The organism is Brevundimonas sp. (assembly GCF_013912005.1).
Classification (GTDB): Bacteria; Pseudomonadota; Alphaproteobacteria; order Caulobacterales; family Caulobacteraceae; genus Brevundimonas.
The window spans coordinates 34277-47940 of the sequence record NZ_JACESB010000011.1 but is presented as its reverse complement, the minus strand read 5'-3'; the positions used below and the strand labels follow the sequence as shown (position 1 = coordinate 47940).

Sequence of the window (13664 nt, the reverse complement as noted above, 5' to 3'; positions counted from 1 at the left end):
ATCGAACGACCAGGATGACCGCACCCGACTTCCGCCCCATGCAGGACTACGCGCTGACCGTGGATCGCTTCCTGGACCACGGCGCCCGCTGGCGGCCGTTCGGCCGGGTCGTCACCGCGGCCGGGGACGAGGACTTCATCACCACCTACGCAGAGCTCCGCGATCGGGCCAACCGCCTGTCGGGCGCCCTGCTCGACCGCGGTCTGCGGCCAGGCGAGCGCATTGCGACGCTCGCCTGGAACAGCCGCCACCACGTGGAGGTCTGGTACGCCGCCATGGGCGTCGGCCTGGTCTGCCACACCCTCAATCCCCGCCTGACCGTCCGGCAGCTGGCCGCCATGGTGATCCAGGCCGACGACCGGATGCTCGCCGTCGGAGCCGGCCTCGCCGATCTGGGGCGGGAGCTGATGGCCGCCTGCCCCTGCCTCGAGACCCTGTTGTTGCTTGACGACCAGCCGGGCCAGGGGGCGGCGCTGGAGGTGGAGGCGCTGCTCGCCGCCTCGGGCCGGCCGGCGGTCTGGGGCGACTTCGAGGAGACCGCGCTCGCCGGCCTGTGCTTCACCTCGGGCACCACGGGCGCGCCCAAGGGCGTGGCCTACACCCACCGCTCCAACTACCTGCACACGGTCCGCAGTCTGCAGGCGGACGCCATGGCCCTGACGGCGCGGGACTCGGTGCTGGTGGCGGTGCCGATGTTCCACGCCAACGCCTGGGGCCTGCCCTTCGCCGCCCCGGCCGTGGGCGCCGACATGGTGCTGCCCGGCCGCGATCTGGACGGCCGCAGCCTCGCCCGACTGATCAACGCCCATCAGGTCACCCTCGCGGTCGGGGTGCCGACGGTGTGGCTCGGTCTGCTCGACCACCTCGACGCCACGGGCGAGGACACGCCCAGCCTGCGGCGGGTGATGATCGGCGGCTCCAGCTGTCCCGACACCCTGGTCCGCCGCATGGAGGCGCGGCTGGGCGTCACCGTGCAGACCAGCTGGGGCATGACCGAGCTGTCGCCGCTGGGCGTCATCTCGCCGCCGACGGACCAGCCGGGCGCCGCCGTGGGGGCGGGTCGGCCGCCGCTGGGCCTGGACCTCCGCCTCGTCGACGAGGTCGGGAACGTGCTGCCGGAGCAGCGCAACCAGGTGGGTCGGCTGCGGGTCCGCGGCCACAGCGTCACGCGCCAGTACTACGGCGCCGCCGAGCCGGCCGTGGACTCCGACGGCTGGTTCGACACCGGCGACCTCGCGCTCATCGACGACGACGGCGCCCTGCACCTCGCCGGCCGCACCAAGGACCTGATCAAGTCAGGCGGCGAATGGATCAATCCGGTGGAGATCGAGGAGATCGTCGGGGCCGAGCCCGGCGTCGGTCTTGTCGCCGTCATCGGACGCAGCCATCCCAGGTGGGGCGAGCGGCCGGTCATGGTGGTCGAGCCGGCCCAGGGGCAGGCCCTGGACGCGACGCAGTTGCGCGACAGGCTGAAGGGCCGCGTCGCCGACTGGTGGATGCCCGACGAGATCATTCCGGTCGAGACCATGCCGCTGGCCGCGACCGGCAAGATCGACAAGGCCGCCCTGCGCGCGGCGTACGGCGGCTGAACCTGTGACGCTCCTCCCCGCATACGACCGGCCGGAGGAGGGGGGCTTCGACTCCGGACGCCTGCAGCGCCTGCGCGACCATATGGCGGGGATGGTGGAGCAGGGCCGGATCGCCGGCGGCTCCACCCTGCTGATGCGGCGCGGACGGATCGTCCGCTTCGACACGTTCGGCGGCCGGTGGCTGGGCGATCCGGAGCCGCTGGCGCGCGACGCCCTGTTCCGCATCTATTCGATGACCAAGCCGGTCACCAGCGTCGCGGCCATGATCCTGTTCGAGGAGGGATGCTGGACCCTCGACGATCCGATCACCCGCTTCCTGCCCGAGTTCTCGGATCTGAAGGTCTGCGTCGACTTCGACGCCGGCGGCATGCGGCTGCAGGACGCCGCGCGACCGCCCAGCATGCGCGAGCTGATGAGCCACACCGCCGGCTTCGGCTACGGCCTGTTCGACCATCATCCGGTGGAGCGGGCCTACAGGGACAACGGCGTGCTGACCGCCGGAAGCCTCGACGAACTGGCGCGCCGCGCCGCCGCCCTGCCGCTGATGTTCCAGCCCGGCGGGGAGTGGTTCTACTCGGTGGCTACAGACCTGCTCGGTCTGGTGGTGGAGCGGATCAGCGGCCGGCCCTTCGGCGACTTCCTGCGGCAGCGCATCCTTGAGCCGCTGGCTATGCGCGACACCGGCTTCCACCTGCGGACGGAGGACCTGCCGCGGGCCTGCGTCCTCTATGCCGACGACGGGGCGGGCGGGCTGCGGCCGGCGACCGAGACCTTCGGCGTGCCGGTGAACGACCTGTCGCGGCCGCCGCCGTTCGAGGGCGGGGGCGGGGGCTTGATCTCGACGGCGCCGGACTACGCCCGCTTCTGCCAGATGATCCTTAACGGCGGGGCGCTGGACGGCGTCCGCATCCTGGCGCCGGCGACGGTGCGGCTGATGGCCGGCAACATGATCCCGGAGCCGGTTCTGGCGCGCTCCCACCCGCTGCGGCTCCTGCCGTTCAACCCCGCCTTCGGCTTCGGCCTCGGGTTCTCGATCATGCGGGATCCGGCCCGGATGGGCTCCCTCGAAGGGCGGGGGAGCCTGGCGTGGGGCGGCAGCGGCGGCACCTGGTTCTGGATCGATCCCGAGCACGACATCGTCTTCGTCGGCATGATCCAGCGGGTCGCCGATCCCGTCAGCGACGAATTCCGTCGCAAGGCCCGCGTCTTCACCTATCAGGCCCTGACCGGCGCCCGGGCCTTCGAGGCGGCCCCGTGACCGACATCTTCATCGTCTCCGGCGTCCGCGCCGGTCCGCCGTCGTTGAAGGGGCCGTCGCATCCTGGAGCGGGCATAATGCTCACTTGCGTGAGAGTGAAGATTGACGGCGGGGCGACTTGCTGGTCTCGTGCCGGAACCACGCCATAAACCAACAATAACCGGGAGGACGATGTGGTGATTTCCAGGGGGGTGCGACCTGCGCCCCGGAGGGCCGTCGCGTGACCGACGCCCCTCTCCCCGCCGCCGGCGCTCCGGCCCGTTCCCGGCCCGTCGGTCCCCGCGCCTGGACGGCGCTCGGGATGCTCTGGTTCATCTACGTTCTGAACTTCCTCGACCGGCAGCTGCTGTCGATCCTGGCCAAGCCGATCCAGGACGGCCTCAACGTCACCGACGGTCAGCTGGGGCTGGTCGGCGGGCTGTACTTCGCCTTCTTCTACTGCTTCATCGCGATCCCGGTCGGCTGGCTGGCCGACCGGACCAACCGCATCGCCATCCTGTCCGCGGCCTGCGCCATCTGGAGCGCTGCCACCGCCGCCTGCGGACTGGCCCGGAATTTCGGCGAGTTCGCCGTGGCGCGGATGACGGTGGGCTTCGGCGAAGCCGGTGGCGTGCCGCCCTCCTACGCCATCATCTCCGACTACTTCCCCACCGGCCGGCGCGGCATGGCGCTGGGCATCTACAATCTGGGCCCGCCGGTCGGGGCGGCGTTGGGCATCGCCTTCGGCGCCTCGGTGGCCGCCGCCTTCAGCTGGCGCGACGCCTTCGTGAGCATCGGCATCATCGGGGTGGTGGCCGCCGTCGCCCTGCTGTTCATCGTCAAGGAGCCGAAGCGTGGCGGGCTGGACGCCTCCGGAGCCGTGATCGCGGCGCCGGAGAAGGCGCGCTTTCTCGAGACCCTGAAGATGTTCGTCACCCGGCCGGCGCTGATGCTGGCGTCCCTGGGCAGCGGCGCCACCCAGTTCATCACCTACGGCCTCGGCAACTTCGCCACCCTGTTCCTGATGCGCGAGAAGGGGATGACGCTCGAGGATGTGGCGGTCTGGTACGCCCTGGTGGTGCTCATCGGCATGGGCGGCGGCATCTTCGTCTCGGGCTGGGCGATCGACCGCTTCACCCGCATCAGCAAGAAGGCCTACGCCCTGATCCCGGCGGCGTCCCTGACGCTGGCCATCCCCTTCTACCTGCTGTTCGTCTGGGCCCCGGGCTGGCAGCTGGCGCTCGTCTTCCTGCTGTTTCCGACCTTCCTGAACTACTTCTATCTGTCGTCCTCGGTGGCGCTGGTGCAGGAAGAGGTGAAGCCGAACCAGCGCGTCATGTCGGGGGCCCTGCTGCTGCTGATCATGAACTTCATCGGCCTGGGCCTCGGGCCGACCTATGTCGGCGCGGCCAGCGACTACTTCCGCGCCGACTTCCCGGAGAACTCGCTGCAGATCGCGCTGTACACCATCACCCCCTTCTATGTGCTGGCGATCGGCCTCTTCCTGTGGCTGGCGCGGGTGCTGGGACGCGAGGAAAGGAGCGCGGCATGAAACGGGCGCGGCTCGGCGCGGCGGCGATCCTCGGATCGCTGCTTCTGACCGCCGGGGCGGCGGCGGGCGGTCCGGTGGTGCGGGCCCCCGCCGGCGCCGTCCAGGGCGCAGGCGCCGGCGAGGTGATCGCCTTCAAGGGCATCCCCTACGCCGCTCCGCCGGTGGGCGCGAACCGCTGGCGTGCGCCACAGCCGGCCGAGCCCTGGAGCGGGGTGCGCGACGCGTCGGACTTCGGTCCGGCCTGCGTGCAGCCGACCCCGCGCGCGCGTCACCTCTATTCGACCGACCTCGGCGCCACGAGCGAGGACTGCCTGACCCTGAACATCTGGGCGCCGCGGGAGGCCCGGGCGGCGCCGGTGTTCGTCTGGATCCACGGCGGGGCCCTGACCGGCGGCTCCAGCCGCGAACCGATGTACGACGGTCGCCGGCTGGCCGAGCGGGGCGTGATCGTCGTCTCGATCAACTACCGCCTCGGCGCCCTGGGCTATCTCGCCCATCCGGCGCTGAGCGCGGAGTCGGACCGGGGCGTCTCGGGCAACTACGGCCTGCAGGACCAGATCGCCGCCCTGCGCTGGGTGCGCGACAATATCGCGGCCTTCGGCGGGGACCCGGGCAACGTCACCATCGCCGGGGAATCGGCCGGAGCCCTCAGCGTCATGTACCTGATGGCCTCGCCCGAGGCGCGCGGCCTGTTCCACAAGGCCGTGGCCCAGAGCGCCTACATGATCTCCCTGCCGGAGCTGCGCCGGCCAGCGCACGGCATGCCCGCGGCCGAGGCGGCGGGGGAGGCGGTCGCGGCCTCCCTCGGCGCCGCCGACCTGGACGCCCTGCGGGCGCTCGACGCCCAGGCGCTGACCGACGGCGCGGCGGGCGCGGGCTTCGGCCCGTCCGGCGTCGTCGACGGCGTCTTCCTGACCGACCAGCTGCCGGCGGTGTTCGAGCGCGGCGAGCAGGCGCCCGTGCCGATCCTGACCGGCTTCAACAGCGGCGAGATCCGCTCGCTGCGTGTGCTGGCGCCGCCCAAGCCCGCCGACGCGGCCGAGTACGAACGGCTGATCCGCGAGCGCTACAATGACCTGGCCGACGCGTTCCTGCGCCTGTATCCCGCCTCCGATCTCGACGCGGCCAGCCTCGCCGCTGCGCGCGACGCCCTCTACGGCTGGACCACGGAGCGGCTGGCGCGCAGCCAGATGGCGCTGGGCCAGCCGGCCTGGGTCTATCTGTGGGACCACGGCTATCCGGCCGCGGACGGCGCCGGCCTGCACGCCTTTCACGCCAGCGAACTGCCCTACGTTTTCGGCACGCCGGACCGCACTCCGCCCCTGTGGCCCCGCGTGCCTGACACGGCGGCCGAGATGGGCCTGTCGCGGACCATGACCGATTACTGGACCGCCTTCGCCCGCGACGGTCGTCCGGCCAGCCCTCGGGGCCCGGACTGGCCGGCCTTCCGCGAGGGAAGGGCCTACCTGCGCTTCGCCGAAACGCCGCGCCCGGAGGCCGGGCTGATGCCGGGCATGTTCGTCCTGCACGAGCGATCGGTCTGCCGCCGCCGGCTCAGCGGCGACATGGCGTGGAACTGGAACGTCGGCACGGCCTCGCCGGTGCTGCCGGGACCCGACCCCGCCTGCGACCGGCCCGACGCCCGCTGAGGTTCAGCGCTTCAGGGCCATGAACCCCGCCGCCATGAAGCGCGCCATGCGCTTCTTGATGGCGGGGAAGTCGTCCGAGTGGCAGACGCCGCCCGACAGCCGGTCGATGCGGCCGGTGCGTCCGAGGGTGTTCATCAGCGCCCCTGAGACGAAGTGGTAGCCCCAGAAGATGTCCTCTTCCGAGTAGTCGGGCAGGGCGCGCTTGAGGATCTGCATCAGCTTCAGCACCACCGGGTCGAAGTGCTGGTCCATCAGGGCCGCGCCCTCCGGCGTGTTGCTGACGCGGGCGCAGAAGGCGGCGTAGTTCATCCACGGCTCGCCGCCCTGGTAGTAGAGGTCCAGGTCGGTGTCGAGAAAGGCGTGCAGCGCCCCTTCCACCGTCGGGTTGTCGCCGGCCTCGGCCTCGTACTGCTCCAGCGCCACCATCCGGCGGCCGCTGGTCACGCCGGCGCGGCGGGCGAAGACGGCCTCGAACAGGTTGGTCTTGTCCTTGAAATAGTAGTGCAGCAGCGTGGTGTGGATGCCGACCCGCTGGGCGACGTCCCGCAGGGTGACCCCGTCCAGCCCGCGCTTCGAGAACAGGTATTCGGCGGCGTCCAGGATCTGCTCCAGGCTCTGGGCCCGTTGCTCCGCCTTGGTCCGGGGCCGACTCTTGGCCCGACCCGACGTCGCGGCCCTGGCCTTACCCTTCGACGCCGCCTGTTCCTCTGCTCCTGCCAAGTGTCAGTCTCCCGCCGTCGAACCGCTTGCGTGGGGCAGGCCTAAACCGCCGCCGTCCCGCTTTCCAGCCTCACCGCGCCCCGGTCACCTATTTGCGTTTGACGAACCACGGCGGATCGGTAATCCTCACTCTAGAATGAATGAGTAAGAAGCTCATCGTCGGGAGGATGCCATGAGGAAGCTAGCGCTCTCCAGCGCGTCTGGAGTCGTGATTTTCGCCGCCGCCTGTCTGGGCGCGGCTTCGCCGGCCGCGGCCCAGCAGGCGCCAGGGCCTGCCCCGGAAGATCCCCGGCAGGAGCCGCAGAGCCGACTGGACGATATCGTTGTCACAGGCTCCAACATCCGCGGCACGCCCGAGGACGCGGCGTTGCCGGTGGAAGTCTACACCCGCGAAGACATGGAGGCGCAGGGCTCGCCGACCGCACTGGAGTTCGCCAAGAACCTCACCGTGTCCGGCCCCACCACCGGCGAATCCTACTACTTCGGCGGTCCCACCCTCGTCGGCTCGGTCAACTTCAACCTGCGCGGCCTCGGCGCGGACAAGACCCTGGTCCTGCTCAACGGCCGGCGGATGAACATCAACACCGGCAATGTGCCGTTCATCGCCCTCGCCAGGACGGAGCTCCTCAAGGACGGGGCGGCGGTGATCTACGGCGCCGACGCGACCGGCGGCGTCGTCAACTTCATCACCCGTTCCCGGTTCAACGGCCTGGAGGCCCAGGCCCAGTACAAGTACGTCGATGGCTCCGACGGCGATTACTCGCTCGGCCTGCTGGGAGGGATCGGCGAGGACCGGGTCAACTTCCTGTGGTCGCTCGAGTACGAGCACCGCTCCCGCCTGAGCACGCTGGAGCGCGACTTCACCTACGACTCCCTGGAGGTCGGGCCCGGCTACAACCCCGCGCCGTGGTCGACGCTCACGAACCTCGCCGGCTGGGTGCCTCGCGGGCCCTTGCCGGCCGTGCCCAGCGCCACGGACGTGGGCGAATGGGGGGCCCCGCTCGGGCTCGTCTCTGACTTCACGGCCCAGAGCTGCGCGGCCGTCGGAGGCCGCTATGACAACGCTTTCACCTGCGCCTACAACTACATCTCGTACTACCGCCTGGTGGAGGACCAGGACACCTGGCGCGTCTACGCCCAGCTGAACGCCGAGATCACGCCCGACATGGATTTCCATGCCGAAGCGTCCTACGCCGACATCACCCTGCCGCAGGTCATGGGCTCGCCGGCCCAGCCGATCGTCAACGGGCCGGCGCTCGCCACCGGCGCGCTCTACCAGCTCTACGTCCCGATCACGAACCCCTACGCCGCGTCCTTCGCGGCGCGCAACGGGATCAGCGGGGCCTCCGGCTTCACGCCCATCACCTATCGCCTGATGGGCCACGGCGGGAATCCGTTCTACTCCAACGGCGACGGACAAGGCGTGTCCGACCGGATCGAGAACCAGATCTTCCGCGCCTCCGCCGGCCTCAACGGCCGTCTGGGCGGCTGGGCCGGGCCGGCGCGGGACGTCGGCTACGATTTCGCCGTCACCTACAACTACGCCCGCAACTACAACACCCACCCCGACACCATCGGCTTCCGGCTGCAGGAGGCGCTGAACGGCTTCGGCGGGCCGAACTGCCGCGCGCCCGATCTCGACCCGGCCCGCTTCGGCACGCAGAATCCGGCGCTGGCCGGGGTCGGCGATTGCCACTGGTGGAACCCCTTCTCCACCGCCTTCGCCGAACAGCCCATGCTGGGGCTGGCCAACCCCAACCACATTCCCGCCGAGGAGAACCTCGAGGAGGTCGCGGACTGGCTGTTCGATCCGCGCGCGACCGAAACCCTGTCGCACGACGTGACCATAGACCTGGTGTTCGACGGCACGCTCGCCGTCGGGCTGCCGGGCGGCGACCTCGGCTGGGCCGCCGGCGGTCAGTGGCGGCATTTCGAGACGCGCGAGGTGGTCAGCAGCCCGCTGTTCAACGGCTCCATCCAGTGCGAATGGCCGTCGAACTTCACCAGCGGCAACGGGGTCGGCTCGCCCAACCTGCCCCCCATCCCGCTGCCCACGAACGATCCGCGCTTCCGCGGCTGCACGCCCAACGCGCCGGGCCCGTTCGTCCTGTTCGCCACCAATCCGCCGGACTCGGCGGACCGGGAGCAGTACTCGATCTTCGGCGAGCTGCAGATCCCGGTGTTCGACAACCTCGACATCCAGCTGGCGGCGCGCCGCGAGGAGTTTTCGGGCGGCCTCGGGGCCACCGTCTACAAGGTCGCCGGGCGCTGGAACGTGTGGGGCCCGCTGTCGCTGCGCGGCTCCTACGGCACCAACTACCAGTCGCCGCCGGTGGGCGTCCTGCCGGGCCAGATCACCATCGCGGCGCGCACCTATACGGTCGCGGCCGGCAACTGGCTGGCGGCGCAGTTCATCACCGACACCAATCTGGAGCCCGAAACGGCCCGGACGTCCAACCTCGGGCTGATCTGGGACAGCCGCGGCTTCGGCGCGGACCACCGCTTCCGGTTCATCCTCGACTACTTCGACATCGAGACCGAGGATCAGATCGGCCAGATCGCCGACCCCAACCAGATCGCCAGCCTCGTGTTCAACGGACCCGGCGGGACGATCACCACCTGCGATCCGGCCGCCCAGCCGCTGCTCAACCGCATCACCTTCAACAGCGGCTGCGCCGTGGGGATGAGCGGGGTCGGCAGCTTCTCGATGGTGACCACCCTGTTCGGCAACGGCCCCGGTCAGACCACCAAGGGCTTCGACCTGCAGACCAGCTACGCCATGCCCCTGGGCGGCGGCGACTTCTCGGCCGAGCTGACGGCGACCCGGGTCACCGAACTGAAGACCGGACCGACGGAGCTCGACGGCGTGACGGTGTCCACCGGCGACGACCGGCTCGGCTATCTGAACTTCGCCACCTTCGGCCAGGCGGCGCCGGAATGGCGGGCCAACCTCGGGCTCAACTACAGCCTGGATCGCCACCGCGTCCGCGTCGGGGTCAACTATGTCTCGGCCGTCGAGGACGAGCGTGCCGGGGTGCAGTACGGCGAGAGCGGCGAGGACTGGATCACCACGGACGTGACCTATCGGTTCGAGCTGAGCGACGACACCACCCTCACCGCCACGGTCGCCAATCTATTCGACCGTGATCCGCCGCCGGCGCAGGAGGAGTTCGGCTACGACCCGTGGACGGCCAACCCGCTGGGACGGACCTTCGAAATCGGGATCCGCAAGTCCTTCTGAAGCCTGTCTCCTGAACCTTGGGCGGACGGTCCGGCCGTCCGCCCGTTTTCTTGACCGGAGCTGACCATGATCGCCGCCGCCGTCGTCGCCCTGGCCGCGACCCTGGTCGTGGACGTCGCTCCCCCGACCACCGCAGGCCCCGACCCCGCCTACGCCGACGGCCGCTCGTGGCTGTGCCGCCCCGACCTGCCGCAGGACGCCTGCGACGTCGACCTCGATGCGACCGCGATCGGGCCCGACGGCGCGCTGTCGGTGGACCGACACCGACCCGCCGACGCCCCGCAAATCGACTGCTTCTACGTCTATCCCACCGTCTCCAACGACCCGACGTGGCAGTCCGACCTGCAGCCCGACGAGGCCGAGTACAGCGCCGTGAGGCTGCAATTCGCCCGCTTCGGCGAGGCGTGCCGGCTTTTCGCGCCGCTCTACCGCCAGGGCACGCTTCGCCGTCTGCGCGCGCCCGCGGGCGGCCCGCCGCCGCAGGGCGAACCGCCGCCCGCCGGCGTCGGGGGCTATTCTGACGTTCGCGACGCCTGGAACTGGTACCTGGCCAATGAGAACGGCGGCCGCGGCGTGGTCCTCATCGGCCACAGCCAGGGCGGAGCGATGCTGACCCGCCTGATCGCCGAGGAAATCGACGGCCGCCCCGTCCAGGAGCGGCTCGTCTCCGCCCTGATCATCGGCGCTCCTGTCACCGTTCCCGCGGGCGCCGATGTCGGAGGCTCCTTCCGGTCGATCCCCCTCTGCCGGTCGGCCGGACAGACCGGCTGCGTGGTCAGTTACGCCACCTATCGCGACCGCGCGCCGCCGGCGGCGGACGCGCGCTTCGGCCGTGCTCGCGAGGGTCTGAGGATCGCCTGCGTCAACCCGGCCAGCCTCGCCGGCGGCCCCGGACGCCCGCGGTCCTATTTCCTGACCCGGGGCTTCCTCAACGGGTCGGGCGGGGCCGAACAACCGGAGTGGCTGAAGCCGCCGCGCGACATCGCCACCGACTTCGTGACCACCCCGGGGCTCCTGACCACCGAATGCGTCCGCCGGGGCGAATTCGACTATCTCGAGCTGCGCGTGAACGCCGATCCGGCCGATCCGCGCGCCGATGACCTCGCCGGCCATATCGTGCGGGCCACAGGCCCGGATTACTCCTGGGGCCTGCACCTGATCGACATGGACCACGCCATGGGCAGCCTGATCGATCTCGTCCGGGCCCAGTCGCAGGCGCACCAGGCCAGGTCCGGGGAGGATCGTCCATGAGCCTGACCCCGCCGCCGTCGTTCCGGCTCGACGGGAAGAGGGCGCTCGTCACCGGGGCCGGGCGCGGCATCGGCGCGGCCGGCGCGGCCGTATTCGCCCAGGCCGGGGCCCACGTGACCCTGTGCGCCCGCAGCGGCGACGAAATCGAGGCGCGGGTGCGCGAACTGCGTGACGCCGGCCTGCAGGCCGACGGCTTCGTGCTCGACGTCACCGACACGGCGCGGGTGGGCGAGGAGATCGCCGCCCGGGGCCCGTTCGACATCCTGCTCAACAACGCCGGGGCCAACCGCATCCGGTCGATCACCGAGGTGACGGAGGCCGACTACCATGCGGTGCTCGATCTCAATCTCAAGGCGGCCCTGTTCGTCGCCCAGGCGGTGGCGCGCGGTCTGTTGGCCGCCGGCAAGCCGGGCTCGATCATCAATGTCTCGTCGCAGATGGGCCACGCCGGCGGGGCGGGCCGCTCGCTCTACAGCGCGTCCAAGTGGGCGCTTGAAGGCCTGACCCGCTGCATGGCCATCGATCTGGCGCCGGCGGGGATCCGCGTGAACACCCTCTGTCCCACCTTCATCGACACCGCCCTGACCCGACCGATCCTCGACACGCCGGGCACGCGCGAGTTCGTGCTCGGCCGCATCAAGTTCGGCCGCCTGGGCCGCATGGAGGAGCTGTCCGGCCCGTTGCTGTTGCTGGCCAGCGACGCGTCCAGCCTGATGACCGGGAGCTCGGTGCTGGTGGATGGAGGCTGGACGGCGGACTAGCGGGCACTCTCCGGCGCCGAGGGGCGTCGCGGCGTGTTGTTGTCACGGCGCCGACCGCCCGGCCCGCGCCGTCACTTTCTGCCCGGGGCTGCGCGCTCGAACAGATCGAAGAGGTCGTCCACGAGGTCCTCCGGATCCGCATGACCCTTGCCCTCGCGCGACAGGTGGCCGCCCAGCGCAAGGTCGGCCGCGCCGTGGCCAAGGGCGAGCAGCATCGCCGACACGCGCTCCGGATCGCCCGGGGGGAGTGCGCCCGCGGCCTGGGCGGAGGCGACCGCCTTCACGAACCGCATCCGGGCGGCGTGGGCCGCCTCGCCCAGGTCCTCGTCGTGCCGCGTCCAACTGCCGAAGGTGAGCTTGAACCGCGCGGGATGCTGCACGGCCCAGCGCACATTGTCCCGCAGCATGCGCTTCAGCATCGCGAGAGGCTCGCCCTGCGGCGGCCGCGGCGCGTCCGCCCGCCTTCGCAGTTCGACCGCCGCGACCGCGGCCAGGAGCGCCTCCTTGTCAGCGAAATGCTTGTAGGGGGCGTTGTGCGAGAGACCGACCCGCTGGGCGACCGCCCGCAAGGTCACCGCTTCGGGACCTGCCTCGTCCAGCAGTTCGCCCGCCGCCGCCACGATCGCATCCCGCGTACTCAAGCCCACGCCTCCCTCGGGTTGACAGCGTCAACCGGCCGGTTCAGGTTGACGCTGTCAACTAGAGAACCCGGACATGTCTTACCAGACTCCCCCGCCGCTGGCTTGGGCCGGCGCGCGCCTGAAGGATCGCGTCGTCTTCGTCACCGGCGCCGCGAGCGGCATCGGCGCCGCGGCGGTTCGCCGTTTCGCCGCCGAAGGCGCGTCGGTCGTGGCCGCCTCGCGGCGCGCGGACCGGATCGAGGCCCTCGCCGCCGAACTGCGGGCCGAAGGGCTGCCCGTCGCCGCCGTCGCCTGCGACGTGCGGGACGAGACCTCGGTCGTGGCCGCCATCGCCTTCACGGTCGCCAGGTTCGGGCGGCTGGACGGCGCGTTCAACAACGCCGGCGTCGGGGGCGTACGGGCGCCGTTCACCGAACTCCCCGCCGACAGCCTCGACGCCGTGATGGCCACCAATTTGCGGGGGCCCTTCCTCTGCATGAAGCACCAGATCCGGGCCATGCTGGTCTCGGGCGGCGGCTCGATCGTCAACACCTCGTCGATCGGCGGCATGGTCGGCGCCGCCCACAACGGGATATATGCGGCGTCGAAGTGGGCCCTGACCGGTCTCACCCGATGCGTCGCCCTGGAGTATGCGCGCCAGAACATCCGCGTGAACTGCATCGCTCCCGGCGCCACCCGCTCTGAAATGTTCGACCGCTGGATCCCGACGGACGAGGGGCGCGCGGCCATGGCCGACGCCTTTCCCATGAACTACATCGCGCACCCCGACGACATGGCCCGCGCCGCGCTCTACCTGCTGTCGGACGAGGCGCGCTGGACGACGGGCGCCGTGCTGCCCTGCGAGGGCGGGGCCCACGCCGACTGACCGGACTCGCGCCGTGGCGACGGCCTCGGCCTGCGCGCCGGCCCCGCCATACACTCGCGGCCGGGGCAAGCGTGCGATGGCGCGGGATCGGGGGCTTGCGCGAGCCCTTCGAAAGGATGAGGGCCTCGCGCGCCGCGGCTCCGGCAGGCATACCCAGA

10 protein-coding genes are annotated in these 13664 nt (G+C 71.0%); 8 read left to right on the top strand and 2 right to left on the bottom strand.

Annotation, left to right across the window (positions count from 1 at the left end; translation table 11 throughout):
• Nucleotides 1-14 precede the first annotated feature (14 nt).
• The 4 genes from H2038_RS09210 (at nt 15) to H2038_RS09195 (ending at nt 6027) form a co-directional block, all read left to right on the top strand.
• Complete coding sequence (locus H2038_RS09210) at nt 15-1589, top strand: AMP-binding protein (RefSeq protein WP_292112009.1); 1575 nt, start codon at nt 15-17, stop codon at nt 1587-1589.
• Nucleotides 1590-1593: 4 nt separating this feature from the next.
• Nucleotides 1594-2847 (top strand): serine hydrolase, encoded by a 1254-nt coding sequence (locus tag H2038_RS09205; RefSeq protein WP_292112006.1) that lies wholly within the window; start codon nt 1594-1596, stop codon nt 2845-2847.
• 301 nt (nt 2848-3148) lie between these two features.
• Complete coding sequence (locus H2038_RS09200) at nt 3149-4378, top strand: MFS transporter (RefSeq protein WP_292112084.1); 1230 nt, start codon at nt 3149-3151, stop codon at nt 4376-4378.
• Complete coding sequence (locus H2038_RS09195) at nt 4375-6027, top strand: carboxylesterase family protein (protein ID WP_292112003.1); 1653 nt, start codon at nt 4375-4377, stop codon at nt 6025-6027. The genes H2038_RS09200 and H2038_RS09195 overlap by 4 nt, the downstream gene beginning before the upstream one ends.
• A gap of 3 nt (nt 6028-6030) precedes the next feature.
• Here the strand turns inward: H2038_RS09195 and H2038_RS09190 are convergent, their stop codons facing one another.
• Complete coding sequence (locus H2038_RS09190) at nt 6031-6639, bottom strand: TetR/AcrR family transcriptional regulator (protein WP_292112082.1); 609 nt, start codon at nt 6637-6639, stop codon at nt 6031-6033.
• 316 nt (nt 6640-6955) lie between these two features.
• Here H2038_RS09190 and H2038_RS09185 point away from each other — a divergent pair, with 316 nt between their 5' ends.
• The 3 genes from H2038_RS09185 (at nt 6956) to H2038_RS09175 (ending at nt 12000) form a co-directional block, all read left to right on the top strand.
• Entirely contained in the window at nt 6956-9988 is a 3033-nt protein-coding gene (locus H2038_RS09185; RefSeq protein ID WP_292112001.1) for a TonB-dependent receptor, read from the top strand.
• A 66-nt stretch (nt 9989-10054) separates the two neighbouring features.
• Nucleotides 10055-11239, top strand: coding sequence for a DUF3089 domain-containing protein (locus tag H2038_RS09180; RefSeq protein WP_292111998.1), 1185 nt, complete (start codon nt 10055-10057; stop codon nt 11237-11239).
• On the top strand, nt 11236-12000 hold the full coding sequence (locus tag H2038_RS09175; protein WP_292111995.1) for an SDR family oxidoreductase: 765 nt from the start codon (nt 11236-11238) through the stop codon (nt 11998-12000). Before H2038_RS09180 ends, H2038_RS09175 begins: the two co-directional genes overlap by 4 nt.
• Before the next feature lie 71 nt (nt 12001-12071).
• On the opposite strand, the gene H2038_RS09170 is transcribed toward H2038_RS09175, so the two are convergent.
• On the bottom strand, nt 12072-12641 hold the full coding sequence (locus H2038_RS09170; RefSeq protein ID WP_292111992.1) for a TetR/AcrR family transcriptional regulator: 570 nt from the start codon (nt 12639-12641) through the stop codon (nt 12072-12074).
• A gap of 73 nt (nt 12642-12714) precedes the next feature.
• Between H2038_RS09170 and H2038_RS09165 the strand changes: the two genes are divergently transcribed.
• Nucleotides 12715-13506, top strand: coding sequence for an SDR family oxidoreductase (locus H2038_RS09165; RefSeq protein ID WP_292111989.1), 792 nt, complete (start codon nt 12715-12717; stop codon nt 13504-13506).
• The last annotated feature ends 158 nt before the right edge of the window (nt 13507-13664 follow it).

Coding starts and splice junctions, on each gene's coding strand:
- H2038_RS09210 (WP_292112009.1), top strand. CDS start 15: ATGACCGCACCCGACTTCCGCCCCATGCAGGACTACGCGCTGACCGTG.
- H2038_RS09200 (WP_292112084.1), top strand. CDS start 3,149: ATGCTCTGGTTCATCTACGTTCTGAACTTCCTCGACCGGCAGCTGCTG.
- H2038_RS09195 (WP_292112003.1), top strand. CDS start 4,375: ATGAAACGGGCGCGGCTCGGCGCGGCGGCGATCCTCGGATCGCTGCTT.
- H2038_RS09180 (WP_292111998.1), top strand. CDS start 10,055: ATGATCGCCGCCGCCGTCGTCGCCCTGGCCGCGACCCTGGTCGTGGAC.
- H2038_RS09175 (WP_292111995.1), top strand. CDS start 11,236: ATGAGCCTGACCCCGCCGCCGTCGTTCCGGCTCGACGGGAAGAGGGCG.
- H2038_RS09165 (WP_292111989.1), top strand. CDS start 12,715: ATGTCTTACCAGACTCCCCCGCCGCTGGCTTGGGCCGGCGCGCGCCTG.